The organism is Ktedonobacter racemifer DSM 44963 (assembly GCF_000178855.1).
GTDB lineage: Bacteria > Chloroflexota > Ktedonobacteria > Ktedonobacterales > Ktedonobacteraceae > Ktedonobacter > Ktedonobacter racemifer.
Genome location: NZ_ADVG01000006.1, coordinates 1 through 26,593, shown reverse-complemented (window position 1 = coordinate 26,593; position 26,593 = coordinate 1). Strand labels below are relative to the sequence as shown.

Sequence of the window (26,593 nt, the reverse complement as noted above, 5' to 3'; positions counted from 1 at the left end):
ACCTACAACGCTTTTAGCAAAAAAAAAGCCCCAGCCAAAGCCAGGGCTCACGCTGCATTCATAATAGTGTTTATGCTTTCATTTGCTTTTTGTGCCGGTCAAGTACGCTATGGTACTCACTGATGGGCACGACCTCAACGGTGTAGCCCTGCCGCTCCAGGTCACCCGTGATGGTGGCAAGCGCGTTCTGAATCTCGCTCTCCGGCCAATACTCTGTATTCTTGGGCTTAAACACTCTGAATTTGTCTTTATTCTCAGCGGCATCAGGGAATGTCCCAAATATCTGCTGCTCCTGCTTTTTGTTTGGGACTGATAGAGCTAGATATACTTTCTTCAAGATGTTCTCCTCGTTGCCTTTCAACAATCTTACTTGAGAGTATAGCATAGCAAAAGAAAAAGCCCTGGCTCTCCCCTACCAGGGCTACGCTTTGTAAGACAGCTTCGCATACACATGTAACCTTTGCGCTCTCCCTAGTACTCATAGGGGGTTGTTTTTAATGTCCCGAAACATTATACTAAGAAGACACGGGCATGCTCTGTCTGTGGTTTCTCTACAGGTGAAAGGAGTAGTGAGTGATATGGCACATGATGACCAGGAAGGAGTAAAGCCTCTCGATATGGTGCCCCTGAGTATTGATGGGGTACTGTACTATACCTCGGATCAGGCGGCTTCGGTTCTTAAAACGACGCCCAAGTATGTGCGCGTGCTTGCGGTGCAATATAAGAAGTTCCCGGCTCGGCAACTCAACCCAAAGTTGCTGGCGTATCCCAAGGAAGAGATTGATGCCTACGCTGAAAAAATGGCGCATGGCAAGCCAGGGCGGCCTGCTGGGGCAAAAGACCGTACGCCTCGCCGATATACCCCAAAGGGGAGCAAACAGCAGAAGCAAGAGAATGCGGCATAGCTCGGCTGTACGTCGCGGCAACATTCCGACCAAAGAAGCAAGCGACGACGCACAGCCCTACTACGTAAAAAGGAGTTTACCACACATGGCAGGATTCAGACAGGGAGCACGCTGCTCCTGGATCAATGACAACGGCACCGTCGAAGTTGCAACCATTATCAATCCACGAGGGTTATGGGAGTGCGACGTGTGCCTCGAAGATGGCACGATCATGTACAATGCTGGTGGGTCCGGTCGCATTCGCTATGAGGTTCCCTCCGTCGTGGTGCCAGTTGCGAGCGTTCCCGACCTGGAAGGAACAAACGGCGGGCCGCTACCTCCTGAAGTGTTGAAAAAGTATGCGGTCATTGAGTGTTACTACTCTAACCATGATGATCTTTATTGGAAGGTGTGGCAAGAGTACTTCCCTGACAGTGCGCCTCTCCTCCTGCTCTGGCATCCTGGGAGTCGTGAAGATGGCTTGTTGACAGAACAAGAGCGGACATGGCGCGCTGACGCAGTTGCGCAAACTGACGCGTGGCGGGCAAGGCGTGATGCCAGAGAAAAAGTAGATGATCTTGACCTGCCCTCATCACCCTATGGCGAGCAGAAACGTTCGCCTGTGTACGCAGATAGCCCGTTTTAGCGCGATCACCTGAGCATGTGTGACGGCTGCTCGGGTGTCACATCTTCCGCCTGGCGCGGTGGGTGTGACACGGAGCTGACCGTCACAAGCCAAGAAGATTACTAACCCTCTCCACGTATAGTATCGGCGCTGCCCCTCCAGGGTGCGGCGCTTTTTTGTGTGGCCTCGACGGTCAATGATTTTTTCCTGCTCGTCGCACCTCCTCTGCGTCTTGACCTATACCTTACCTATGTACATACAAACTGATGTCTTGACAAATTTTTCCAGCATCGTGTATGCTTTCTGGCAAATGTCCATCTTTTACCTTTTTCACTTTCTATTACCTGTTTTTGGTAGAGGATAAGAATAATGAGCGAAATACTTGCAACGACTAGGCAACGGGTGTTGTATAAAGCTCGCCAACTGTGGGAGCAAGGATTCAACACGTTTGACAGCGAGACAACTGGCTTAGACAGTGAGGATCAGATTATCCAGTGGGCTGTCTGCAACCAGGAGGGTCAACTCCTGGGTAGTGGCTATATCAAGCCGACTGTCCCGATTAGTGAGGGGGCGTTTGAGATACACGGCATTACTGAGGCACAGCTCGCCAATGCGCCCTTGTTCGCGGAGTCCTGGCCCACAATCCGCGACCTGCTTACTGCCAGTGGGAAAACGGTCGTCATCTATAACTCCAACTTTGACATAGGTATGCTCTGGTCCTCGGCGCGTGCTCATGGTATCCCTATGCGTTGGGACGAGATTAAAGCAGAGTGCGCGATGCAACTCTTCGCAAGTTTCTATGGTGAGTACCACGAATACTGGGGATCTTACACATGGCAGAAACTCACAACTGCCATTAGTCACCTCAACATTACCGTCCCCGGTGAAGCTCACAATGCAGAGCACGACGCTGCGGCGACCGCTCACATTATCAGGCAGCTCGCCGAACTGGCAGACAAAGAACTCCCTGCGGGTTGGCATCCTCCGGTGCTTGTCCCCTGCGCTGGTGGATGTCGCCAAGCTGTGAAAGAGTGCGCTGAAGCTGACGAGGTGTGGTACTGTCGGAGCTGCGGCGTCGAGCATGGTGTGTATCACCGTTGCCCTGGCTGCGGTGGTGTGGTCGAGACGCCTTCGCGTGATACTATCCCTGATGACCTCTGCAAGTATTGTCATCAAGCACTGCACCAGGAAACGATGCTGCTGATAGGGGCTTGGCATCGCTGTCCTGACCCTCGCTGCCCTCACATCACCTACAATATTGTCCAGTCTCCCGATTTGGGGGAACGGTGCCCCGACTGCCAGCGCCGTTATGAATGGCGGCGTCAGGTAGAAGAAGCAGAGCGAGAACGTCAAGAACGGATCGCCCGCGAACGGAAAGAGCACAGGCGTGCCTATGCAAAAGCCTACCGTCAGCGGAGGAAAGAACGTGAGCAAGAGAATCGCCGCCGTGCTGAGCTAGGTCTGCCTCCCTTGGAGGACCCAAAGCCCGCGCCTGCTGATAAGATTATTAAGCACCTGAAGCATGAATTCGAGCGTGTGAAGTATGACGATGGCAGCTCTGGCTTGCATTGCCGCATCTGTGATGCTTCGTGGAGTCGCCTGCCGCGCTGTTGGTGCGCAGGCATCAAAACATATCGGTCGTGGATATACATTCCCAAGCATCTCAAGACTCGCACCCAACTTCTCAAGCTCAGGCTCAAGCCTGCCAAAAACCAGAAACCTGCCGCCGTCGTTGATGGTGCCTTTGATCGCTATAACCTCTACGACGAAACTGCTGGTAAATGACATCCGAAGTGAGCAGGTTTTGCCCACCCACTTGAGCACTTGCCCTCCAATGTGAGCAGCGTGGCTATCAAGCGCAAATGAAGCCGCTCTATAAGCCAATAGTCGTGTGCCGTTTCTGTACATTCAGTGCTCAAGATTCGGCGTCATGCGGGTACTGAATGTTCAGACAGACTTCCAGCACCAGCAGAATTCAAGCCAAACGCTGAAGATCCGGCTCATGCGGGCTCACGATTGGGCTCAAGTACCCTGTCTGGAATTTACAACACCTGCTGCTGGTTGACCGCCTCTGAGGCGGATTCTCTGTCAGGCAGTGGCGCTGTTGCTCACATTGGAGGGCAAGTGCTACCATCGGAGGGCAAAACCTGCTCACTTCGGATGTCATTTACCAACTGCCTGTGAGCCTATACGGGCTAAGGTGAGGAAAAAGATTTGACTGTTCTTTCGCGCTCCACTCTACCAGGATCGCCGTCGTGAGTGTGACGCGTGGCCACGCGTCACACTTTGCACCTGGCGCGCCGGGTGTGACTCTGGATCGGGAGTCACGCCCTCATACATCTTGCGTGTCTCCTATGTCGTCGGTCTGCCTGCCTGGGTCCTGTTCCTGCGTCAATAAGGCACGCAAGGCACGTAGCTCTTTTACGACTTGCAATAGGGCGAACGCGATAAGATAGGGGCCGTCCGGGTCCTGCTCCTCGTCGCGCTCCTCTCCGTAATATTTTTTGTCAATGATCGCCTCCAGGTCTTCAAGCTCCATACGAATGTACCTCCTATCGCGCTGCCTCTCCTCTATCGTTTCGGCTCTCTCTGGGGTATGCGGACATAAGGATCACATGGATGGTGGTAGCCCATTACAGTGTAGACCGACAGCCAAGCTGGGCGAGCTAGTTGGCTATCGGTCTACATGTGACCCAGAGCTGGCAGTCACACCTTGCACCAGGCGCGCCGGGTGTGACCATAGATCTCCGGTCACACCGTGAGCTGGAGCTGTGGTGGGTAACACAGCTCGGGCGTCACACAGGCGCGATCTGGCCCGCCTGTAAATTTGGGAAATAAGCTGGTGATTTCTTTGCAATTTCTCTGTTGAAAGCCTCTTCCCTTCTTTTGCCTGTGGAGCCATTCTCTCGGCAAATGAAAGAGACAGTGAACCGAGAGTCACGCGCATCATTGGTAAGTTTTCACCAGCTTATTTCCCAAATTTACAAATAGGCATGTGTTTAGTTTGCAGCTATCCCTCCATTATGTTGATTTCCTCCTCAGTTAATCCATATAGTTCATATACCATTTTATCAATTCGCTTTTCTATGATAGTAATGCGTTGTTGAAGCATTGTCTTATCTTGAGCCATTCTTACATCTGCCAGCCGCTTGTACAGAGTTGTTATTTGTTCAACTAACTCCACTAGTTGATCATGACGAGCTTTGTCTGTGGGGTCAGAGAAGTTGATAGTGCGGATGGGAAGTTGTTCAATAAATTGAGTAAAGTAGCGAAAGAAACCACCCCTCATTTGGGTGCTAACACATTTAAGATAGAAGTCTAAAACATTACTGTTTAACAAGCCCAAGATATATTTAGGTGATTCCACAACTGTATTTAGTAGTGTGATGCCATAACCACTAGTAAAGGCATAACTACCATTTTCATCAAAGGCAAATGAAGCATGATCTGCAATATCAGGAACAAGTATCTTAGGCTGAAGCATCAGATCAATGTTTTGTACTCTGCCATAGCCGTACCATCCTACTCCATTGAATTTTCCCTTTTCTCTTTCGCTTAGGTAACGTTTGTTTAAGAGTAAATACTCATATACCTTTGGGTAGAACTTAGTCAAATAATCCTCTGTAACTAAATGCATGCTTCCGTTGGTTAATTTGTATGGAAAAAGAACAACTTTTCCCGATGGTTGGAGCATATAGGGTTTAATTTCTCGACCTTGTAAAAAGAGCAATACAGCTTGCCGTTCCAACGGGATAGTACAATTAAGTTGCTTAGAATGAGCTAGAATCAAATCACCATCATTAGAAACCAAGTCCAATACATACACTTCGTTAGCACTAGTACGAATACCTTGCCCAATCCTACTGACTATGTCTTTCAACTTTGTCGGCATACTACTTAGCTTTTCAAACAAAATTGAACTATTTCCAATCGCAAAGTTCCAATCTTCATTTGTGATGCTGCTAGACGGAATAATGCCTTCGACTACCTCACCATTGTTACGCCAGGATACAAGGTCATTCACTTTCGATATATGGCACTGATTACTCCCTGTCTTATTTAGAAACAGGAGGCAGGTATATGTAGTAGCCTGGTCAAAGATTTGTTTATCTCCAAAGTGGACAACATCAGAGAGATATTTGCCTTCGGCGATAAGGTTACGCAATGGTTCCCCGTATTGAGAGTTAAAAAATTTATGAGGTAGGATATATCCAAGTAGACCGTGTTTGTTAAGCAGCGAAAGTCCATGTTCAACAAACACTACATAGAGATCATAGTTTCCTTTTCCTGCTGCTTTATAGACTTTTTTATAGTATTCAACCTCTAAAGGTGCCCACTCTTTCAATGATTGAATACGAATATAAGGAGGATTGCCTATAACAGCATCAAAGCCCGGCGCGTCACTAGAAAAAACTTGAGGAAACGCACTTTTCCAATCGAATGCATTGATACGATACTGCGTTTCCTCATCCAAAAAAAGAGGTAGTTGCTGTATTTCGTTATAAAAACTTGAGTCGATTAGTGAGTTACCGCATTTAATGTTGTGGTCTAAGTCAGGAAGCGCACGCTCTTGAAATAAACTAAGCTGAGAAGTAAGCGATTGATTTGACTCACCCTCCAGCACCTTGAGTAGCAGAGATAATTTTGTTACCTCAACCGCCTGGCTATCAATATCCACACCATAAATATTGTTAAGAAGAATTCTCTTTTTCTCTTGAGTAGTTAATAGCCATTGACCGCCTGGACCTTGAAATAACTCTTTACGGTGCTTTTCAGGCCCATCTTCAACGTAGCGGTCTCGATGCCAATCAAGTAAGTATTGGTAGGCAACAATGAGAAACGAGCCTGACCCACACGAAGGGTCAACAATTTTGATTTTACTTGCGCTTCCTCGTGCTCCTGGCTTTTTCCCCTCAAGCAATTTACTCAATGTATGATGAACGATATAGGTAACAATAAAGTCAGGCGTGTAGTAAACACCGCCAGCTTTTCTGACTTCGAGCTTTTCCTCAACCGTTACCTTATGAGAAGGGGAAAGACGAATAACCTTCCCAAGAAACTGCTCATAGACCTTGCCGAGAACGTCAGCGGGAAGTGCTGAGAACTCATACGGACTTTCAGGATAGTAGAGCCGCTTAACAATATCTTTGAGTGGTTTATCGTCAATAACAAGATTCTGCGTTAACGTATCAGGTGCTTCATCCCAGTTCTTCTCTTTTTGAAAATGAAACAGTCCAGAATTGTAGCGTGCATCTGCTTCAAGAAAGAGATCACAAAGACGCTTATAAACACTCGTTCCTTTGAGTAGAAATTTTAACCGTTCGTATTCTTCAATACCTCGATCTTCACAGATACGAAGGAAAATAATGCGATCTATCGTCATTTGTACCGCAAAGTTTAATTCGCGCTGCGTCAGCGTTTTATTTCGCAGAGCTATTTGATGAGCAAGTATCTCTCGCCAGGACTCAATCTCTTGCAGAAATGCAACATCAACTTCTGCCGTTCCTCGCTTTCCTTTCGTTGCCTCTGCATAGGTATCAAAAGAGCCTTTTAAAATTGCGTCCCGCGAGAAAACAGAGGTAATTTCTTCCCAACGATTTACATACTCGGTATAAGGGAAATACATAACGCGGGCGGTTGTAGCCTTGTCGTTTTGGTCGGGTTTAATACGACAGTCATAAATAGCAAACTCTTCAAAATCTGTGAGAATACTTAGTGGCAATTTTGCAGACCAGGCATAGCGGCGGAGCTGGAACGCGGGTTCGCTAGCATCTTTGAGATTAATAACGGGTTTTTTTGCTTCGACAAAGAACTTACGTGTACCACCAATACGGAAACAATAATCAGGGGCTTTGGTGGCTTTTCCTATTTTGATGGCATCCTCGTAAATAACGTCTTTATATGCCTCTGCGTATCCTTGCCTATTGTTGATATCCCATCCCAGAGCTTCAAAAAAGGGATTAAGAAACTCAATACGAAGTCGGGCTTCGTTATATTGTTCGGAGCGGTAAGCAGTACGATTGCGGTCAAAGCGTTCAATAAGTTCAAGTACTGAATGTGGTGCTGCCATATGTCTACTTCCTTGTATTTCCTCTATATGATTTCCTTCACGGATTGATGCCTATTAGGGGTTTTATGTCAGGACCCCGTAACGTTACACGCTACCCCCTATATGAGTATGAGCTGTCGTTTTTATTGTCGCTCATACTCTCGTCTTGAAATTCGAACTCAATCTGCTCAGCTTGTGGCTTTGCTTGCTGTACCCGTTGGGCTGCCTTGAATGTCCCAGACTGGGGAGGCATATGCACCTCTTTCCGTTGTAAGAGATCGGCAATGGAGAGAATTTGAAGGCGTGGATAGTCTTTGCCCCAACCAGGTGAGTGATAAAATCCTGCACTGGCGGCCTCGGTTTTCATATCCTTCGTAGCAGGCTCTAGTGTGATAAACACGCCAATTGCGGCCTGCTCCCGCTGCATGGTTCCTACCAGATCACGGATATCGCCTGATTTGACGTGACCAGACTTCACCTGAACGATCACGCGCTTGGGTTTTCCACTCGCGTCATCCACAAAATTAATGATGCCATCAATTCCCTTATCGCTTCCCTTCTTGCCTGTTTTGCTTCCCTCCAGGCCGCCAAGTGGTTTGGCACGAACTAATGATAAAGCCCACCATTGGAATTGATAGCGGTCATCCTTTGCAAGCTGGTAAGCTGCCGACATATCCTCCGGCTCTCCGACGATCTTAAACTTAATACCAGGGAACATCGCTTCCAACCGGTATTTCTGTAAGGCAATGCTTAAGTGAGTGACATCAATACCGATCCACTTTCTTTCTAACTTCTGAGCTGCCGCGATTGCGGTCCCGCAACCACAGAATGGGTCAAGAATGACACAGCCAGGATTACTGCTTGCTGCAATAATACGCTCTAAGAGAGCCAAGGGTTTTTGCGTTGGGTAGCCGAGGCGTTCTGCTGCCTGAGAACTAATAGGAGGAATATCATCCCATAGATTTTGAACGCGATGTCCAGGCGACTCATCCAAATACCTCTTGAGACGAATACGGCCATCTTTATTAGACGGGAACCAGAGCCTACCTTGACGGTCATACTCCTCCATTTTCTCTCGACTAACCGCCCAACCATTAGGGTGAGGCTTATACCCTTTGTAATCATAGATGAGGTTTGGTCGGTATCCTGGGTTACGAAGATCGCTGGTCGTATAGCGCCGACCGTCTGAATCTACATGCGTAAATGAACTCTCTATATGTTTTTGGGTGTAGGGTATATAAACTTGGTTCCACACTGGCTTACCCCCACGAGAATAGTAGAGGATCGTATCTGTTACATCTCCATATGTAGTAGTAACATTCCCGTGAGAACTTGTTCTTTTCCAAATTATTTCGTTGCGAAAGTTCTGCGCCCCAAAAATAGTATCCAGAATGATCTTGAGATAATGACTCGCCGTCGGGTCGCAGTGTAAGTAGAGGCTACCAGTAGGTTTCAACACTCGATGGAGTTCAATGAGTCTTGCTGTCATCATCACTAAATACGCCATCATCTGATTGGTTCCGATAAAGGCGCGTAAGGCAGTGATCATTTCAACAACTTTATCTGAGCTATGATTGAGGATGTGGTAATACGTATGTTCTGTGGCAACTGTCCAGTGCCAGGTATCCTCAAACGCAGTAATTTGCGCTTCACTATCTGAGCCATGCTCGTCCTTAAACAGGACATTATAATTGCGGTTTGAGTTAAAGGGTGGGTCAAGGTAGATGAGATCAACACATTCGTCAATAAAATACTCACGGAGGATATCAAAGTTATCGCCATAAAATAAGGTGTTCTCGGTAATTGCACGGGCCATCCGAATTCCCTTTCAGCCTGACATCTGCGGCACAAATTAATTTATTCTCTGCAATTGTACAATATATAGGCATATGAGAATATGACATTTGATTTTAAAATGGCGAATTTGTGTCAGTAAGGCAGCTTGGCCTGCGTCACCTGTGCCGGAGCACCCAAATGAGAAAGGGAGCAGCAGCGTACATAGAACATCTGTACGTAGCATTTGATACACGTTGCACGTATACTAATATATATCTCTTGTTGCTTCCATTGTTGCAGGATGTCTAAAAAGAAAAGAAAGGATTCTATTTCGTGGGGATATTTCTATCGAGAGAAGAGGTACGCCAAGAGCTGGAGCAAGTCAAAGTACAGTTCGACGCCCGTGTAGCACAGATGGAGAGCACTCTGCTTGCAGAGATACGGCAGACATTTGCGGTAGAGGCATCGGTGAAAGATGCGCTACTTCAGCACACGCATTCAGTACCGCGATTTCCACAAGAGATCTACCAGACTCCCGTGAATGTTATTCACTTACAGAACCGTATCGAGAGCTTTTCAAAGCAACTTGCAGTCCTTACTGATGTTGCTGAGAATCTGGGGCAACTCACTAGCCAAGTAGAGCAAATGAAACAGACAGTTGCTCAACTCTCTCCAATAGCGCCAGATGGTGAGCCGAAACCGATACACGAGGTCATCGGCGCGCATACTCAGAGGATCTCTGATGCTATTGGGAACATCCATACTGCTCACTCTCTCTGGCTGGCAGAGCGCATGGGTGAATTGGAAGAGGCGGGACGGACTACTGCTAACTTGCATGAGCTATTGAACCGATCCAGACAGAACATCTCTCCTAAGCCTAATATAGTTGAGTTGGTGCCAGAACCAGCCGTGCCAGCACAGGAGAATCACACGTCTGAAGTGGTTGAATAGCACGAAGGCCCGGACTACCGGGCCTTACTGCATCTCGATAGAGATAAACCGCGACCGATTCCACACCACGATCTCATAACCCATGTGCCCAGCGAGCCTATGCTTCAGCGTGAAGATCCACATGCGTATCGGCAGATTCTCAGGCAGCGTGATCTCGCCTTCAGAAAGGCGCTCGTCAATATACCAATCGCCCCCACGGCTAGCCCTGGCTGCTTGTGCCGCTAGCTTGTGCATCTCGTTCATTACTCATCCTCCGCAATTTCCACCCAGGCGTAGGACACGGTATCATGTATAAGCTCGTGAACCTGCTGTAAGATAGAGGACTTTCCACATGTTTCGCACCAACGTATCACGGGGCTTCCGATGGCTATGCGGTACACATGCCGATGGCTTGCACCGTTTGTCTCGCCCTTGGCTCCGGGGCGCTGTCTTTGGCTAGAGGAATGGTAGGGGGCTTGCTCCTCACTCGTGGTAAGCTGCTCCTTCACAAAATTGTCGCTTCACCCCCATTGTACCCTATTCCTACCCTTTTGCCGTGGTCACATCCTCAGCCAGGTGCAAGCCTTGTGACTTTTGGCGGCTGTCACTCGAACGAGCTGGAGCTGCAAGTGAGACCATGCTCGGGTGTCACGCATTGACCTGACTGTGCGGGGCGTGACTCACGGCAAGGGGTCACACTCGCCGGGGTGATCGGCGCTCTCTCATTTCGCTGCTGACTGGCACCAGAGGCAGCAAGCGGCTATAATGGTGCTGCACTTCTACTACAAACTGACAAGGGGATAAGTGATGGGTGCTTTGGGCATAAGAGAGTCCGTCGTGCTGCCACTTCCTAAACGCATTGATGATATTCGCCGCGCAGCACTGCTCTACACTGAACAATATGGGGTGGTCGTGCATATCCAGGTGCGCGGCCAAGTAATGCTCCAAGACAATACTATTTGCGTCATCCCTCGCTGGGTAACAGTGGCTCAATTCGACGCGGAGCTTGACTTCCTCGCCCTGGGGGATAACGATATGACAGAGGATGATGAGAATTTGCTGTGGGTTGCCCCTTTGGAGGGAGAAATCCGCCTCTCTGAGCTAGAGGCTGAAGGATAAGCAGAAATCGAGAGAGCAAGCGCAAAATACGACGCGCTGAGAGCCACGAGAAAGCCCCTATTTCAACCTTCCCGGTATCCATAAGGGGGTCCGTTTCTAAAATCGCATCCTGGCGCGATTCTGGGCAAATTGCGCTTCTCAGGCTGATTTTTGAGCACAGACAACAACGTGACAAGCCGATCGCGTCACACTTCGACCTGGCCGGCGCAGGTGTGACAGCGGATCGGGTGTCACACCTGTGGGTCTTGTGATTTGGCACTATCTACCACGTACTTATAATAAGTAGCCCGGCTTTTAAATCCGGTTAGGGCCATAATCTCGGCAACGGTGTTCTGCCTCGCGGCGTGAAGCTTGCGCGCTCGCTCTAGCTGGTCGGGGCGTATCTTGGCCTTTGGTCTTCCTCCCTGGCGACCTCTGGCTCTGGCTGCCTCAAGTCCTGCCTGGGTCCTCTCGCTGATGATATCCCTCTCGAACTCTGCCAACGCTCCAATGATATGAAACATCAACTTGCCTGTTGGTGTTGAGGTATCGATATTCTCTTTTAGGCTCTTTAACTCAACCCCGCGCTCTGATAGCACATTCACGGTCTCAATCAGCTCTTTAAGAGAACGTCCCAGCCTATCAAGTCTCCACACCACAATCACGTCCCCTGGCCGCGCAATGTCGAGCATGCGCAAGAATTCCGGGCGGTCGAACCGCTTCCCACTCATCTTATCTGTAAATGTCCTATCGCACTGCTCGCGCTTCATAGCATCTTCTTGCAGTGCGGTCGTTTGCTTGTCACGACTGACGCGGATATAGCCTAGTTTCATCCTGGTTGGCTCCTTCCTGGTCTATTGCTGACTTTATAGTACAGTAACTCGTCTCTGCCTCTCTATTCTTAGACGTTGTTTTGCAGACGGGTATACAGACACTATTATAGCATAAATTGGAGGTTTCGAGGTGCATTTCTGGCGGTGTGGGAAGTGTCTGTAAAACGGTACCTTTATCGGCATCCTGACCGGAGATTTCTGGGACCGGCAATTTAAGAATGCCGCAAGTCTGGATGTGTACGGAACGACCGGCAGCGCGCGTAGTGGCGCTGCCGGTCGCATTTCGTATACGCAAGATCTCATGGGGACCAGTTTCGCGATCGATGCCGCCTGTTCGTCTTCGCTGATCGCCGTCGACCAGGCGGTACACAATCTGCGCGCTGGAGCCTGTCGCATCGCCGTTGCGGGCGGAGTGAATGTCATCCTGAATCCCGATCACACCATTGGTTTCTCGCAGGGCAAAATGATGGCCCCCGATGGGCATTGTAAGACCTACGATGCGGCTGCCGATGGCTATGTGCGTAGCGAAGGCGCAGGCGTGGTCATCCTCAAGCTCCTTTCACAAGCACAAACCGATGGCGATCAGATCTATGCCATTATTCGCGGCAGCGCCTCCAACAATGACGGTCATTGTGATTCCTTTATGGCTCCCAGCACCCAGGGGCAGCAAGCCGGGTTAAAGAAGGCGCTAGAAAACGCCAGCGTTGACCCGCTGACTATTGACTATGTCGAGGCACACGGCCCAGGGACCAAAGCAGGTGATCCCGTCGAAATTGAGACATTGGGAGAGGTCCTCTGCAACAATCGTCCTGCAGAACATGCCTTGCTCGTGGGTTCGGTGAAGACGAACATCGGCCATACCGAGGGAGCAGCAGGCGTCACTGGCTTGATGAAGGCGGCACTCAGCCTCCGGTACGGTATGATCCCAGGAAACCTGCATTTCCATACGCCTAGCCCCGCCATCCCGTGGGAGAGATATGCGCTGACCATTCCTACAGCGCTCACGCCCTGGCCACACTCCGTCGGTACCCCACATCGTGCGGCGGTATGCTCTTACGGTATCGCCGGGACAAACTCCTATGTCATCCTCGAAGAAGCCCCACATGCTGTGGCTGCGGAGACGGAACCGGACGAGGAACCCTCCACCACCTATCTGCTGCCCTTGTCCGCGCAGACTGACAAAGCCCTTCAGGAACTGACTCAGCGGTATGTAGCGCACCTGGAGCAGGAGGAATACAAAGCGCAAACCCTGCGCGATATCTGTTACACGGCAAGCCTGGGCCGGCTGCCCCGCGAGGAGCGCCTGGCCGTCACGAGTTCTTCAAAATCCGAACTACACAGAAAACTCAGCGCCTTCGGACAAGGGGAGGCAAGCGTCGAGTTGCTTCGTGGTCGACACATCGCAACCAAAAAGCACAAAATTGCCTGGATCTTTCCTGGTCAGGGATCACAGTGGCTGGGCATGGGACGCGATTTACTGGCCCAGGAGCCTGCATTCCGCGCTGCTATTGAGGACTGTGATCGGGTCATGCGCAACTACGTAGACTGGTCGCTACTCGACCTCTTGCAAACCAATGAGGACTCAGCACGCCTGGATGAAATCGATGTGATCCAGCCGACACTCTTCGCGATTGAGATTGCCTTGGCGGCGCTCTGGCGCTCCTGGGGGGTCGAGCCAGACGCGGTGGTAGGGCACTCCATGGGTGAAACAGCGGCAGCCTATATCGCTGGAGCGCTCAGTTTGGAAGACGCGGCCTGGATTATTTGCTCTCGCAGCAAACTGGCACTGCGCCAACGAGGTAAAGGGGCGATGGCAGCAGTAGAGCTCTCGCTGGAGCAAGCCACCGCGCTCGTCAAAGATAACAAGTACGAGGAGCGTGTATCGGTAGCTGTCAGCAATAGCCCAAACTCGACGGTCCTCTCGGGTGACGCTGAAGCCGTGAAAGAAATTCTCGCTGTCCTTGAGGAGAAGGGCATCTTTGGCCGCCTCGTCAGAGTGGATTTTGCCTCGCATAGTCCGCAGATGGACCTGCTGCGCGAGGATCTGCTCAGCCTGATGCAGCGTGTTCAGCCGCGTCGGGCCAGTGTGCCGATGTTTTCGACGGTCAATGGCACATATATAGAAGGGGGAGAATTAACCGCGCAGTATTGGGTGGATAACCTCCGTAAACCGGTCCTCTTCCTCAATGCGACGCAGGAATTACTGGAGGAGGGCTTCGATATCTTTATGGAGATGAGTCCCCATCCGATCCTGGTCGGCGCGATCAGGCAAACCATTGAACAATCGGATAAGCCTGCGATGGCCCTGGCCTCGCTGCGGCGTGATGAAGGGCGCAACGCTTTGCTGACCACGCTGGGCACGCTGTACGCTCATGGTTATGAAGTGGAGTGGTCTCGCCTCTATCCCGATGGAGGACGACGGGTGTCCTTGCCCACCTACCCCTGGCAACGGCAACGCCACTGGAACGACGGCGGCGATCGCTCACAATCCCGTGCCATTTCCACATGGAGGAGCGACGGAACCATCGCCCATCCCATCCTCAATGTCGGCACGCCACTGGCGCTCCAGAAGCAGACGTATCTCTGGACGACGGAGATCGACGCGGAACTGTTCCCCTATCTGGAGGAACACCGTGTTCATGACATGCCGGTCCTTGCCGGAGCAGCCTATATCGAATTAGCCCTGGCCGCCGCAACTGATATTTTTGGCGCCCGTCACTTTTGCATCGAAGATCTTCAACTTAAAAAAGTGCTCTTCTTCCCCCAAGGTATCAGGCAAACCTTGCAAGTTACCCTGACACCCCACGAAGCAGAGGAAGGAAGCTGGGTATTGCAGTTTTATAGTACCCAGGCTGAGCAGGACAAGCAAGCCGTCTCCTGGACCCATCACGCGACGGCAATGGTGCGCAGGGTGGAAGAATTCCTGACGAATGAAGCGCATCCTCATCTCCTCCCTGAGCAGGTGCCAGACCAATGGACCCTGACGATGGAAGCGCCTGCGTTCTACGATGGCATCCGGGCGCGCGGCATTCAACACGGCCCACGCTTCCAGGGCGTCACCCACATCTGGCGGAGATCAGGCGAGGTGATGGCGCAGATCGCCGTTCCTCAGGAAGTCATAGATGAGCGGTCCGGCTACCAGGTCCACCCCGCGCTGATGGATGCCATTCTGCAAGGCATTATTCCCTTTCTGCCGGAAGAGAATGAGGACAGCTATGTACCCGTCGTGGTAAAACAGGTGAGACTCTATCAGCAGCCAGAGGGTACAGGAAGACTCTGGAGCCACGCGATACTCCGCTCAGACAATACGAGCACCATCGATGGTGATATCATTCTGCTTGACGACGAAGGGCACGTGCTCCTGGAGGTGCTTGGTTTCCGCTTGCAATCGCTTGAGGATAACACACAGGGATTAATGCGCCAACGCCTCAACCAGCTCTTATACAGTATCCAGTGGGAGCAACAGGTTTCCACCGAACAGCAGGTGCAAGAGTCGCGCAAACGGTGGCTCATCTTTGGTGCGCACGAGGGTCCTGCTCAGAAACTGGTTGAATATTTGCAGGCAAATGGCGCTGAGTGTATCGTTGTTACCCCAGGCAACACCTATAAACAGGTCCAGGTACAGCATTACGAACTGAATCCTACGTCTCCTGAGGAGTTTCATCACCTCTTTAGTGAGTTGTACCAGGGAGGACAAACCATCGATGGCATCGTCTACTTGTGGAGTCTGCTGACACAACCAGTCAACGAAGCGAGTACGGTGCACGCATTGTTTGAGGATCAGGAGTTGGTGAGTATCGGCACGCTCCACTTGCTCCAGGCATTGACAGCAACAAAGCAGGAAACCACTCCGCGACTCTATCTCGTGACCAGCGGCGTCCATGCTATTGAGGAGCAAGAAGGGACTACTGCGCTGTCGCAGGCTCCGTTGTGGGGCCTGGGTCGCGTCATCGTCTACGAGCATCAGGATTTGCACGCCACCTTGATTGATCTCGATCCAACGCCTTCAGAGGAGAGCATCAAGGCCCTTTGCAAGGAAATATCCTCCAACGATGAAGCCGATGAAGTGGCTCTACGCGGAAAGAGGCGCTATGCTGCCCGGCTTGCTCATCACACCTTACCAAATGAGCAGGAATCATCCGAAACCTTATTCCGTCAGGATGGCACCTACTTGATTACCGGTGGCCTGGGCGGGGTTGGGTTACGCACAGCTCAATGGATGATAGAACAAGGCGCGCGCTCCCTCGTCCTCATGGGCCGCCGAGGTCCCTCAGAGGAGGCTCAGGCCACGCTGCACATGATGCGCGACACGGGAGCGACGGTGCATCTCATGTTGGCCGATGTTTCCCAGGAAGAGCAACTCGCTCTTGCTCTGGATGAAATACGGCGCAGGATGCCTCCCTTACGCGGAATCTTCCACTCAGCCGTTGTGCTGGATGACAGTACCCTGCTTCAATTGGATCGTGAGCGTTTCCAGGGTGTCATGCCCCCCAAGGTCGATGGAGCATGGAATCTGCATCGCCTGACGCTGAATGATCCCCTGGACTACTTTGTGCTCTTCTCGTCGGCAGCCTCACTGATCGGCTCACCCGGCCAGGGCAACTACGCAGCAGCCAATGCCTTTATGGATATGTTGGCGTTCTACCGCAGGCAGCAAGGGTTACCTGCCCTCTGCATCAACTGGGGGCGCTGGGGCGAGGTTGGACAGGCGATGAAGGGAGACCGCGGCGAACGCCTGGATGTGCGCGGCTTTGCCAGTATGAAGCCGAAGGAAGGCCTGGCTATCCTGGGTGAACTCTTGCGGCAGAGTCCACCACAAGTTGGAGTCATGTCGTTTCATCTACCAAAATGGAGCCAATTCTATCCAAATTTGACCAGTTCCTCGCTCTTTGCGGATCTGGTGGAGGAAACGAGGGCACAGGAGAAGGCAGGAGCAGCAGAGCCACGCCTGACAGGGGACATGCTGGTAACGCTGGACGAAGAGGCACGCCACCAGGCGCTGAGCCAGTATCTCAACGCTCACATTGCGAGCGTTCTGGGGCACGCCTCACTCAATCTTGATGCGTACCAACCGCTCAACCGGCTGGGCATCGATTCGCTCATGTCCGTGGAACTGAGGAACCGCATCCGCGCGGACCTGGACGTGACCATCGCAGTGACAACATTCCTCAAGGGCGTGACATTTGAGCAGCTTATCGGGGAGATCCTGGAGGGACTCTTGGTGCACAGTGTAGAACAGGCCTAGAGCTTGTTGTAGCGTGTCAACAAACCCGTAGCTGTCTTCGTTGACAGAGGTAGCAAAAAAAACAGGGCAACCACAGCATGTTCCGCGTGGTTGCCCTGTTGCTCGCAGATGAAACGCTATGAGGCGCTCTCGTTTTTCAACGAAAGCTGCTGAAAAAGCGTGAAGAGATCGGGATGATAGATCCACTCCACGATCTTTCCCTCGGTGTTTAGGCGAAAGGTAACCATTTCGCGGTAGGCGACCTGTTTGTAGGTCGCCGGAATCCCCTCCCACTGGTCCCCAGTATGGGTGCCATAATTGAGGACGCGAATCGCCACGTGGTCTCCCTCCGCCATCTCGTGTTCAACGGTGATAATCATGTCGGGGAAGGCCGCCGAAGCCGTGCTCATGAGATTTTTGAAGTCATCTCTGGTGAGCGGGGAGTCGTAACTTTGGACGACGCGGAAAACACACTCGGAAGCAAAACCATCGAAAAAAGCTTCCAGGTCTTTTTTGTTCCATTGCTCCATCAAGAGGCGAATGATGGCTTTGTTGGTTTCTTCTCTCATCGCCATGTAGCTCTCCTTACTCCTATTTACACACCAAACATGAAAATAATACCGCCCCCTTGCGCTACCTGTCAAGCAAGCGCACCGTCACCATTGCGCAGCCCTTTGAGGTATGTCTAAGATTCTGGCAAAAATGTGCATTAGCGAAGCTTTGTTCTACAACCATTAGAGAGGTTTTTACGCCTCATGCCCGCTATCTTGCACTTCATAAAACCTTACGTAATTGCTCGTATTGCCCGATGTAGTGCCCGTAGTAACAGTAACCTTCACTCTGGGCCTCTTACTCTTGGATCACGCGAATAACACGCGCACGTCGGTCGTGTGGATCAATGATTCGTTGAATTTTTCCCTGGCCTTCTAGGCGCGAGAACATTTTCGAGACTGCGGCGACGGAAATACCAAGATGCTTGGCAAATGTGCTTGTTGTCCAGTTTCGCTTGCTGCGAAGAGCCTCAAGAATTTCTTGTTGGCGATTGGTCATGGAAGAGTCCCTTTCCGCTTCATTTCTACATTCTACTATGCACACACATCGCATGACAGTTTACAGTCTGCCATAAAAAAAGAGAAGGTTGCCGATGCCTGGCAACCGTCCCTAAAGCTATGTCTTGTCCTTTACTGCTCTTTCCCTCCCGAATTATCGATCAAATGGCGGCATATCAAATGGTTGTAATTCTCCCTGGATCGGTTGTTGTGGTTGGGTTGGCTGTAGCGGCACCTGTGCAGCAGACACGTATCTATCAGCAACAGAGGCAGGTGCCCCGCCTTTCCCGCGAAGAATTTCCTGCCTTTTTAGAGCTGCCACAAGTGGGTCTAGTATCGTTCCGGTAGGCCGATCTACCGGGAATCGTCCCTGATTTGCGAGAGTGGTGGCGCGCAAAATTATTTGCTGAAGCTGACTATATTGATTCTCGCTCAAGCGCGCCCGTTGCGCACGAGCCTGAAGCATGTTAAAGACGTTAATCAGAGGCCATAACTGTGTAGGATATTCGCCTGCGGGTATCTTTGATATTTCTCCCTTGTTCATCGCAGTAGCATGGTCATTGACGATCCGCGTGATAAATTCCTCGACACGTCTCTTTTCCTCGTTGCGCTCCTCTTCCAACTCGCGCATCTGCACCTCTAGCTGGGTACGCATCTCAGCTCTGTCGGCGCGTTCAATCGCACCTGTGGCACCTTTCACCCATAGATACGTCACACCAGCGGTCACGAACTGCACGGCAACGGGGCGTACTAAGATGGCCCAAAACTGCGTTTGCAACTCAGAGATGAGAGCCGCATCTTTGTATTCCTGAAAGAAAAGGCTCCAAATGATAAAGCTAATGTTGTAGAGAGCAACGACCCATACGGCCTCGGGTGTAATAAGGGAAACAGCTAGCACTTCCCCAAACACAAACAGCTCGTATTGCTGCAAGGTGGGGGGATCGAAGGGAATACTGGTCAGGACGACCATCGTAAGCGCTGCCTCAAACGCTATCGTCAGCAGAATGCCCGCCACGATGGGCTTGCGGAGCTTGTTGAGCACAAGCGCAATGATACAGATAGGCATCATGCCCACATCTGCGACAATGACGTAGTGATTTGGGAGCACAAGACAGCCAGGGATAAAGAAAACAAACGATATGAGCAAACAGCCAACAATCACGCTCAAAAAGCGCGATTTGCGAACCGTTTCACGCTGGGCAAAGGTTGCTCTTCCCTGTGGTGGTTCGGGAATGGCAGTGAGTTGATACCACCAACTCAATAGAGAGGGCTTCTTCTCTGTGAATGTGGACGTGGTTTGTTGCATCATGCACTCCAATTGAATGATCTAGTAAGCACTACTCATACTTAAAAGTAGCGAAATGGGTTGCCATCAGGAAAATAATGGTTTGCTCAATCTTGTCATCCGACACATGAGGGAACTTTGCTTTAATTTCTGCAACAGATCGCTGTCCATTAATAAAGTTAAACACTGCTCTTAATAGGATCTGTTGCGGTCTGCCCATTGACGAAAGCCAGCTCAGATCTAATTCTTGTCGTAGCCGTATGGGAATAGCGTCTTTATTGATCGACGGCGTAACTGAAGGGAAAAGGTTATTATGGGATGGCTGCGATAGTTGGGAGGGGCTATAGAGTTGTGGCAGTTGCGATTGCGTATAGGTATACTGCGACGCTTGCGGCGGCATGTCTGGTGGCATGTCTGGTAGCATGTCCGACTGCTGTGGCTGTGGCTGTGGCTGTTTTACAGGCTCCAACGACCAATCAAAGGGTCCTCGTTTTGTGTCGGCTGCTTGAACCAAATCCAAATCCACACTCTGGCGCTTTCCATCCTTCTTCACGATATAGCAAGAGATGGGCCTTCCATCGCGGAGATGGATGCAACACAGACATCGTTCCCTTACACCGGGAATGGTGCGACTCGGCACCTTGGCCTGTAAGATTGCCTCATCTTTATAATATTCGGCTAACAGGGGTAGTGCTCTCTGCAAACCGATACTTACATCGACTGGCGGCATTACTCCCTCCTCTCTGCTCTCTGCTTGCTTGCTGCTTCTATGCTAAAACGACCACAGAGGAGGCTTTCCTCTGTGGTCGCTTCCTTTGTGCTCCTTGTTGTCCCCCTAACTAACTGGCAGGCGAGGGCACATAATTTTCAGCTTGGAATGCCGCTCTAAGCAATGGCATCCATGGCCGGACCTTATAGACACAAATTCCATCCCGAATAGCCGGATCTGCGTTCATAATCCGGCATGCATCTTCCAGGTTGTTGGCGGCGATGATATTCAGGCCCCCTGCTTCAGCCGAAAACGATCCGCCCGTAAACGCTCCACCCCAGGCAAGAATTCCCTGCGCATGCAGTTGGAGCATATAACCAACATGTCCTTGAAGGGGCTGCTCCATGACTGGCTTGCCCTGAATCCAGTTGGGTCCAGGCAGATACTCAAATGGAAAGTAAATAGGTGGCATGTTTTTTTCTCTTCTAACTAATTATGCTTAACAATAAACAACGGGACAGGAGAGAGCTAAAAACTCCCGCTTCGCTGTATGACGACGTTGTTGAAATCCCCGATGCTGTGCGATATCAAGGGATTAAAGCTCTGCGCCTCTGCGCGGAAAATACCGCTTTGAATTGCCGGATCTTCACTCATGATCTGCTCAACTTTCTCTTTCGAGGGAACGTTGAGTACATATATAACCCCCCCCTCTCCCCATTCTCCTGCCAGGACCAGGACACCCTCTCGGTCTAATTTCACCATGAATCTGGTAAAGACCTCCATGGTCTGTTTCGTTACCGGGCTTTCCGGGTTCCAATTGGGGCCGGGGTGGCAAACCACTGCTACTTTGTAGTACACCTGCCTCTCCTCCTCTTGCAATGTCATACAATGTTGAGCACACAACCTGTTGTTGTGTTAACTTTGTATGACAGATAACAGCTAACTGATGGTATAGCCGCTGTCAATCAAAATCTCCTGCCCCCGAATGGTGGGCGTTTTCGCCATGTGGAGCACAGTACTTGCGACCAGTTGAGGATCGCCAAACTCTCCCGTGAGCAGTCTTGGTAGAATCTTGCCTCCCATATGCTCAAGCGCATCTTTAGGCAATGCCCTCGGCCACATCTCCGTCTGGGTGGGGCCTGGGGCCACCGCGTTGACCGCTATGCCCTGGGGAGCTAATTCTACCGCCATGCACTGCATGAAGCATTTGAGTGCCCCTTTACTGGCTGCGTAGGCCGCAAGCATGGGGAAGCCGCCGTTCGTGATGCTTGTCGTGATATAAATGATGCTCCCCCCACTGTGGATATGGGGGACAATGCGCTGGGTAAGAGATACGGCGCTGTAAAAGTTTGTTTTGAGGTGATAATCTAACACCTCTTCCGTGGTGTGTTGCAAGTCCGCGAAGTGTACCACACCAGCGTTGCTGACAAATACATCAATCCGCCCAAAGCGCTCAATGGCGGTCTTGACGAGCTGATGCTGGAAATTATCATCGTTGATATCCCCTGCCAGCACCAACGCCTGGCCTACTCTCTCATGGGTAAAGCTTGCCACTTCATGAAGGAGCTGAGTAGAAGATTCGCGTGCGGTAAGAACCACCTTTGCCCCTGCTTCCAGGGCTTGGCGTGCAATGGCCGCGCCAATGCCTCGGCTAGCCCCAGTGATAAGGAATACCTTACCTACTAATGAGTTGTCGTCTGACATTTCATCCTCCTTGGTCATGGTTCGATAGATCAAAAACCATCTATATAGTACTCAAAATAAGAGAGGTTTTGTTGACAAACATGCAGATAGGGCTTTTTGGGCCATACCTGCTTGGCTACTTGGTTATATGTTTTTGAGATTGCCCTCGTCAAATATCTTCGCCGCAAGCCGTCTCAACACATCCTTGGCCTGCGCTTGAATCGAGGATGCACTAGAGTCTATCGCTGTCTGTGGCAGGAACGACCATTCAATATGGCCCCGTTTCCCCTCAAGGTCGATAAAGTCATTTATCCTCAAAGGGTGCCGCTGTCCTGATTGATCCACTACTGAGCAATCCTTCACCTTACCATCTACGAGCTGAATTTCGCCTCGTCCCTTTCCAATCCCTCGCACAGACACAAACGCATGGAGCAAGCCACTATGTTGATATTGCTCCAAAATTTGGAGGGCGACCGTCAAGCCAAGGCTTGCATCTATGGCTGGAGCTGCACGCTTAGTTTTTTTTCCCTTCATGCTGCTAGGACTCCACACCTCTAAATCAGAGTGAGCCAGCATAGGCATTCCGTGACGCTTCTCCCAGATAAGCCCTGCAAACGTCACAGCGCCTATCGTACCTATCTTGTACCACACATCTTCGCCCCATGATGCTCCTGCAAACCCAGTCCACAAAAGCGTCTTAGGGTTCAAGTTGATGGGAATCTGAGGATACGGACATGGGACAATGGGTGCTCCCGGCTGCTCCTGGGACCATACCCAATACCACTCTTCGTCAGAAGGGATAATTGAGGGATACCAATTCCGTTCGCGTTCCTGATGAACCTTTCTCAGCACCAAGGCACTAGCCACCGATTGGGGATCGTATATCCCCCAGCTCTCCTTACGCAGTACATTGCTCTCAACAATGTTCATGAGCGTCGGCTTCGATATCTCTTTTGCTTGAAATGAGGCGGGGGCCTCCTCGGCAAGTCGCCGTCTCACCCATGAAGCAGAAATTTTTTTGTGGCGGGCGGAGCGCACCTTATCAAAGTCAACAATGGTATCCATCTCTTGCACCACACTCTGTCTGGCTGCTCGAACACGTTCAAGATAGCTCGTCAAAACCCAATCAAGTTGTTGAACTTTGAATGACTGTCCTCGCTGCGCAATTTCACTTTGCCAATACTGCGTTAACGAGTGTTCTACCTCAGTGCTGGATAGCGGGGCAAAATAGGGTAAATATGGTGGTAATAGGCTCCCTTGTAACGTGGTAGTTGGCACCTCGCGCTCCTCCTGTTTCCTTCCGTCCTTACCGCCTCTACTAGCACATTTCGCGCATCGTCGCGCATCGCCGCTTACACATCCATACAACTGTAGTCTGCCAGTACAGCTTTATGGCTGGCTGCTGGGGCTTCTTGTACTCTTACCCTCCTGCAATGAGGAGGAAAGCGGTCGGTGTATCTGGGGTCCACACAAAAGTTACCATACCTATGATATTTGTGTCAACGGAAAGGAAAACATTAAACATTGTTTAATAACATATAATGCATGTTTTCTGTTATTTTTACGCAATGTTTTGCACGTAACAAATTTTATGCATGCAAAATTATTTCGCTTTTTGCTCCAATTTCTACAGGCAAAGTTAACTTATATTGACCATTTCAACACTCTTATGCTACAGTTACTACTACATCAGTAGCTACTACGTTCAATACAGTTTTTCATCAATGGTCAGAGGTCTATCCTGAAACAATCCACTTACACCACATCAGCAACCAATCAAGAACAAGTTCGCATTCCTAACTGACTGACCGCGATCAGGGCCGTGAGTGTGACATGCAGCTCCGGGTCACAACTGGCGCGCCTGGTCGTGGCTGTGACGCGTGGCCACGCGTCACACTTCTTTCTATCGCATCGAAAGGATTTATACATGTTTTACTACTGGCGGTCTACTCCGCCCTCTTTTCGTCGCGTCGTCCTGTCGGTGCTATGTGCGTGCCTGTTGCTGCTCATTCTGGCCCCCTCAGTGGCCTCTCCTGCTGAGGCTGCAAGCACGGCTCATAGTACATCGATCACGAGCACCGTTCAGACACACAGCAATCACCTCCAGCAAGCACAGGATGAGGGTTGTGGTGCTATGCAATGGCTGTGTGATGGGATAAAACAGACATTCAATCAGGCATGGCTGGATGCGGTTACCAAGGTAGCGGTTGCCATCAACAAGTGGACACTCGATCAGGTCAAATCGGTTGGCCGGGTCGTCTATACCACGCCGCCCGAAATGACCTATCAGTTCCCGCCACATCAGTCGGCCAAATATGGACCCAGCAAGGAGAGTCCTATTGAGTCGATCTATAACGATAATCTCGTGATTGCTGAGGGCCTGCTCACTATCGCGCTCCTCTGGGCGGCTATTCGCCTAATGCTGTCAGGGACCGGGCGTTGGATCGTTTACGCTCGGATCGTTGACATCTTGCCCCGCGTCGTCCTGGGATACCTGGCGGCGAACTTCTCGCTACAATTTATGACCTTACTCATCACGGGCAACAATGCTATTTGCTCCATTTATGCCCCCACGTTCACTGGGGGCAATATCCATGCAGCATGGTTTAACTACCAACTGTTTGATTCTGCCGCGAAGACCGATATCTTCATAGCGTGGCTCACGGTAGTGTATAGCGTCCTGACACTGTGCCTCCTCGTCTTTGCGTACCTGCGCATGGCGGGGATCATCGTGCTGCTGGTGACGGCTCCTCTGTGGATGATTATGTGGATCGCCCCACAAACACAATCCATCGCTCGCCGTTGTATGGCTGCGGCCATCGTGTTGATCTTCACCCAAGCAATCCAGGTCATCATCATGGGACTTTCAACCGATATGTTAGCGGTCTTGTCTGAGGGCAAATCGGGCCTTGCAAATTACTTGATAGCGATTGCCATTAATGCGGTCATTCTGATGATTCCCCGATGGACCATCTCCTGGATCAATGTTCCTACGGACGGTGGCATGGGCAAGATTGCGAGCGCGATAGCGTCGATGGCTGCTGGGTAAGACAAAGAGAGGCAACAACCATGTTTTTCGATCCGTTTTCCGGCTGTCGCACTGTCTACGGGTGCGTGGTCATGGCTGCCTTCGGTGTGCTCTTTGTCGTTGGTCTGCTCTTGCTGCTGCTCTCACACCTTGTTCATTAGCATACCAGGATCACAGAGATGGTAAGGAGGCCATACATTGAACTTTTTCAATCCTTTGGAGTGGTTGCTCAACCCATTCAAGCTCATCGGTTGTCTGCTCGGTGTCTTCGTGGTGATGGGGCTTTGCTCACTGATGTTCATAAGCACGACAGTAGCAGCCGTGAGCGGGGCATTTCAATCTGACTCTGGTACTAGCTCGGTCAACGGCTTCACAATTGGCGGGGATAATAGCGTCACGCTGGCCGCCAAAGAGATTGCGGCACATCTACACGACTGCCATGGAATGAACACGAGCTACGCCAAAGACAATGGCTGCAACGCAATAAAATTCCCGGTGTATGCCGCCTATGATGCGGGCTTTCCACAAGACATCTTAAAGAGGTACAGCGCCCCCATGTACCAACCGTTTTGGGCAAGTGGCACCTTTCAATGCGTGTCGTTTGTGGTCGCTAGCTATGAGCGGCTACATCCGCTTGAAACGTCCAGCGATGCGAAGTACTTACTGGGTGCCTTCACTGGCTACCCAAACTATCAGATCATTGCTAGTGGGGATTATTCGGACCCTGACACCGCGCCCCCTGTTCGCAAGCTCCCGATCAGTCCAGGGGATATCTTTGTGATGAGTGGCGGCGTATCCGGGCATACTGGCATTGTGCTGGGCTGGCAACCTCCCCACAATGGCAAGCCGGGGGAGATGACCATAGCCAACGCCAACGCTCAATCCCCTATAGATAAGTTCGTCATCAATCCAGATAACTCGATTGCACAGGTTGGCTATTGGAGTGATCGTAAGATGATCGGCTACATTCATCCTAAGTACCTGCCAGTTGTGCCTCCATACCAGACAAATATCACCAAACTTCAGTATGTTGATGTGGCTCGTCAGGCAGCACAAGACAACGGTGTTCGCACTGATATCTATCTCAACATCATTGAGACAGAAAGCCATTTTGACCCCAATGCAGTTTCGCCTGCCGGGGCTATCGGCATCGCACAACTCATACCTTCCACGGCCTCGGATCTAGGTGTTGACCCACATGACCCGATTGCCTCACTCAAGGGAGGGGCCAAATATCTCAAGCAGCTTCTTAACCATTATGGTGGGAATTATCAACAGGCCGTCGCGGCCTACAACGCTGGCCCTGGTACGGTAGATGATGCCATCAATCATCACCATGATGACTGGCTCTCAGCGCTTCCACAAGAGACACAAAATTATGTACGCAAAGTCCTTGGCAACTTATAGACAAACAAAAGGA

The 26,593-nt window shown here is 50.8% G+C and carries 22 protein-coding genes; 8 read left to right on the top strand and 14 right to left on the bottom strand.

Annotated features, from left to right (window positions below):
• Positions 1 to 70: 70 nt before the first annotated feature.
• A complete protein-coding gene (locus KRAC_RS59775) occupies positions 71 to 337 on the bottom strand; it encodes a hypothetical protein (RefSeq protein WP_157508429.1) in 267 nt (88 codons plus the stop codon).
• A 241-nt stretch (positions 338 to 578) separates the two neighbouring features.
• Between KRAC_RS59775 and KRAC_RS59770 the strand changes: the two genes are divergently transcribed.
• From KRAC_RS59770 to KRAC_RS59760, 3 genes are all read left to right on the top strand, one after another.
• Entirely contained in the window at positions 579 to 905 is a 327-nt protein-coding gene (locus KRAC_RS59770) for a helix-turn-helix domain-containing protein (RefSeq protein ID WP_040449000.1), read from the top strand.
• A gap of 85 nt (positions 906 to 990) precedes the next feature.
• Positions 991 to 1,530 (top strand): hypothetical protein, encoded by a 540-nt coding sequence (locus KRAC_RS59765; protein ID WP_007923569.1) that lies wholly within the window; start codon positions 991 to 993, stop codon positions 1,528 to 1,530.
• 348 nt (positions 1,531 to 1,878) lie between these two features.
• Positions 1,879 to 3,294, top strand: a complete 1,416-nt coding sequence (locus KRAC_RS59760; RefSeq protein WP_007923568.1) for a 3'-5' exonuclease — start codon at positions 1,879 to 1,881, stop codon at positions 3,292 to 3,294.
• A 547-nt stretch (positions 3,295 to 3,841) separates the two neighbouring features.
• Here the strand turns inward: KRAC_RS59760 and KRAC_RS59755 are convergent.
• From KRAC_RS59755 to KRAC_RS78970, 3 genes are all read right to left on the bottom strand, one after another.
• Positions 3,842 to 4,048, bottom strand: coding sequence for a hypothetical protein (locus tag KRAC_RS59755; RefSeq protein WP_007923566.1), 207 nt, complete (start codon positions 4,046 to 4,048; stop codon positions 3,842 to 3,844).
• A gap of 471 nt (positions 4,049 to 4,519) precedes the next feature.
• Complete coding sequence (locus KRAC_RS59750) at positions 4,520 to 7,579, bottom strand: Eco57I restriction-modification methylase domain-containing protein (protein WP_007923565.1); 3,060 nt, start codon at positions 7,577 to 7,579, stop codon at positions 4,520 to 4,522.
• Between the two features lie 91 nt (positions 7,580 to 7,670).
• Entirely contained in the window at positions 7,671 to 9,374 is a 1,704-nt protein-coding gene (locus KRAC_RS78970) for a DNA methyltransferase (RefSeq protein ID WP_007923564.1), read from the bottom strand.
• 293 nt (positions 9,375 to 9,667) lie between these two features.
• On the opposite strand from KRAC_RS78970, the gene KRAC_RS59740 reads away from it, so the two are divergent.
• Positions 9,668 to 10,285, top strand: coding sequence for a hypothetical protein (locus KRAC_RS59740; protein WP_007923563.1), 618 nt, complete (start codon positions 9,668 to 9,670; stop codon positions 10,283 to 10,285).
• A 24-nt stretch (positions 10,286 to 10,309) separates the two neighbouring features.
• Here the strand turns inward: KRAC_RS59740 and KRAC_RS59735 are convergent, their stop codons facing one another.
• Positions 10,310 to 10,528 carry a hypothetical protein gene (locus KRAC_RS59735; RefSeq protein WP_007923562.1) on the bottom strand — a complete coding sequence of 73 codons (219 nt, stop codon included), beginning with the start codon at positions 10,526 to 10,528 and terminating at the stop codon, positions 10,310 to 10,312.
• Positions 10,529 to 11,101: 573 nt separating this feature from the next.
• Between KRAC_RS59735 and KRAC_RS59725 the strand changes: the two genes are divergently transcribed.
• Positions 11,102 to 11,383, top strand: coding sequence for a hypothetical protein (locus KRAC_RS59725; protein ID WP_169461086.1), 282 nt, complete (start codon positions 11,102 to 11,104; stop codon positions 11,381 to 11,383).
• A gap of 230 nt (positions 11,384 to 11,613) precedes the next feature.
• Here KRAC_RS59725 and KRAC_RS59720 read toward each other — a convergent pair whose 3' ends face one another.
• Complete coding sequence (locus tag KRAC_RS59720) at positions 11,614 to 12,195, bottom strand: recombinase family protein (protein ID WP_007923560.1); 582 nt, start codon at positions 12,193 to 12,195, stop codon at positions 11,614 to 11,616.
• A 175-nt stretch (positions 12,196 to 12,370) separates the two neighbouring features.
• Between KRAC_RS59720 and KRAC_RS59715 the strand changes: the two genes are divergently transcribed.
• On the top strand, positions 12,371 to 17,440 hold the full coding sequence (locus KRAC_RS59715) for an SDR family NAD(P)-dependent oxidoreductase (RefSeq protein WP_083815307.1): 5,070 nt from the start codon (positions 12,371 to 12,373) through the stop codon (positions 17,438 to 17,440).
• A 116-nt stretch (positions 17,441 to 17,556) separates the two neighbouring features.
• Here the strand turns inward: KRAC_RS59715 and KRAC_RS64890 are convergent, their stop codons facing one another.
• From KRAC_RS64890 to KRAC_RS59675, 8 genes are all read right to left on the bottom strand, one after another.
• Positions 17,557 to 17,994 (bottom strand): ester cyclase, encoded by a 438-nt coding sequence (locus KRAC_RS64890; protein WP_007923556.1) that lies wholly within the window; start codon positions 17,992 to 17,994, stop codon positions 17,557 to 17,559.
• Positions 17,995 to 18,268: 274 nt separating this feature from the next.
• Positions 18,269 to 18,469 (bottom strand): MarR family transcriptional regulator, encoded by a 201-nt coding sequence (locus KRAC_RS59705; RefSeq protein ID WP_007923554.1) that lies wholly within the window; start codon positions 18,467 to 18,469, stop codon positions 18,269 to 18,271.
• A 153-nt stretch (positions 18,470 to 18,622) separates the two neighbouring features.
• Positions 18,623 to 19,777 carry a hypothetical protein gene (locus KRAC_RS59700; protein WP_157508427.1) on the bottom strand — a complete coding sequence of 385 codons (1,155 nt, stop codon included), beginning with the start codon at positions 19,775 to 19,777 and terminating at the stop codon, positions 18,623 to 18,625.
• A gap of 28 nt (positions 19,778 to 19,805) precedes the next feature.
• On the bottom strand, positions 19,806 to 20,483 hold the full coding sequence (locus KRAC_RS59695) for a hypothetical protein (RefSeq protein WP_007923550.1): 678 nt from the start codon (positions 20,481 to 20,483) through the stop codon (positions 19,806 to 19,808).
• A gap of 109 nt (positions 20,484 to 20,592) precedes the next feature.
• Positions 20,593 to 20,934, bottom strand: coding sequence for a YciI family protein (locus tag KRAC_RS59690; RefSeq protein ID WP_007923549.1), 342 nt, complete (start codon positions 20,932 to 20,934; stop codon positions 20,593 to 20,595).
• Between the two features lie 56 nt (positions 20,935 to 20,990).
• The gene (locus KRAC_RS59685) at positions 20,991 to 21,320 is read right to left on the bottom strand and encodes a YciI family protein (protein ID WP_007923548.1); all 330 of its coding nucleotides are present in this window, start codon (positions 21,318 to 21,320) and stop codon (positions 20,991 to 20,993) included.
• Between the two features lie 81 nt (positions 21,321 to 21,401).
• Positions 21,402 to 22,166, bottom strand: coding sequence for an SDR family NAD(P)-dependent oxidoreductase (locus KRAC_RS59680; protein ID WP_007923546.1), 765 nt, complete (start codon positions 22,164 to 22,166; stop codon positions 21,402 to 21,404).
• Positions 22,167 to 22,289: 123 nt separating this feature from the next.
• Positions 22,290 to 23,423, bottom strand: a complete 1,134-nt coding sequence (locus KRAC_RS59675; protein ID WP_007923545.1) for a hypothetical protein — start codon at positions 23,421 to 23,423, stop codon at positions 22,290 to 22,292.
• A 649-nt stretch (positions 23,424 to 24,072) separates the two neighbouring features.
• Between KRAC_RS59675 and KRAC_RS59670 the strand changes: the two genes are divergently transcribed.
• Both KRAC_RS59670 and KRAC_RS64885 read left to right on the top strand, forming a co-directional pair.
• Complete coding sequence (locus tag KRAC_RS59670; RefSeq protein WP_007923543.1) at positions 24,073 to 25,194, top strand: hypothetical protein; 1,122 nt, start codon at positions 24,073 to 24,075, stop codon at positions 25,192 to 25,194.
• Positions 25,195 to 25,371: 177 nt separating this feature from the next.
• The gene (locus KRAC_RS64885; RefSeq protein WP_007923538.1) at positions 25,372 to 26,580 is read left to right on the top strand and encodes a lytic transglycosylase domain-containing protein; all 1,209 of its coding nucleotides are present in this window, start codon (positions 25,372 to 25,374) and stop codon (positions 26,578 to 26,580) included.
• Positions 26,581 to 26,593 lie beyond the last annotated feature (13 nt).

Coding starts and splice junctions, on each gene's coding strand:
- KRAC_RS59770 (WP_040449000.1), top strand. CDS start 579: ATGGCACATGATGACCAGGAAGGAGTAAAGCCTCTCGATATGGTGCCC.
- KRAC_RS59765 (WP_007923569.1), top strand. CDS start 991: ATGGCAGGATTCAGACAGGGAGCACGCTGCTCCTGGATCAATGACAAC.
- KRAC_RS59760 (WP_007923568.1), top strand. CDS start 1,879: ATGAGCGAAATACTTGCAACGACTAGGCAACGGGTGTTGTATAAAGCT.
- KRAC_RS59755 (WP_007923566.1), bottom strand. CDS start 4,048: ATGGAGCTTGAAGACCTGGAGGCGATCATTGACAAAAAATATTACGGA.
- KRAC_RS59750 (WP_007923565.1), bottom strand. CDS start 7,579: ATGGCAGCACCACATTCAGTACTTGAACTTATTGAACGCTTTGACCGC.
- KRAC_RS78970 (WP_007923564.1), bottom strand. CDS start 9,374: ATGGCCCGTGCAATTACCGAGAACACCTTATTTTATGGCGATAACTTT.
- KRAC_RS59735 (WP_007923562.1), bottom strand. CDS start 10,528: ATGAACGAGATGCACAAGCTAGCGGCACAAGCAGCCAGGGCTAGCCGT.
- KRAC_RS59720 (WP_007923560.1), bottom strand. CDS start 12,195: ATGAAACTAGGCTATATCCGCGTCAGTCGTGACAAGCAAACGACCGCA.
- KRAC_RS64890 (WP_007923556.1), bottom strand. CDS start 17,994: ATGGCGATGAGAGAAGAAACCAACAAAGCCATCATTCGCCTCTTGATG.
- KRAC_RS59705 (WP_007923554.1), bottom strand. CDS start 18,469: ATGACCAATCGCCAACAAGAAATTCTTGAGGCTCTTCGCAGCAAGCGA.
- KRAC_RS59700 (WP_157508427.1), bottom strand. CDS start 19,777: ATGATGCAACAAACCACGTCCACATTCACAGAGAAGAAGCCCTCTCTA.
- KRAC_RS59695 (WP_007923550.1), bottom strand. CDS start 20,483: ATGCCGCCAGTCGATGTAAGTATCGGTTTGCAGAGAGCACTACCCCTG.
- KRAC_RS59690 (WP_007923549.1), bottom strand. CDS start 20,934: ATGCCACCTATTTACTTTCCATTTGAGTATCTGCCTGGACCCAACTGG.
- KRAC_RS59680 (WP_007923546.1), bottom strand. CDS start 22,166: ATGTCAGACGACAACTCATTAGTAGGTAAGGTATTCCTTATCACTGGG.
- KRAC_RS59670 (WP_007923543.1), top strand. CDS start 24,073: ATGTTTTACTACTGGCGGTCTACTCCGCCCTCTTTTCGTCGCGTCGTC.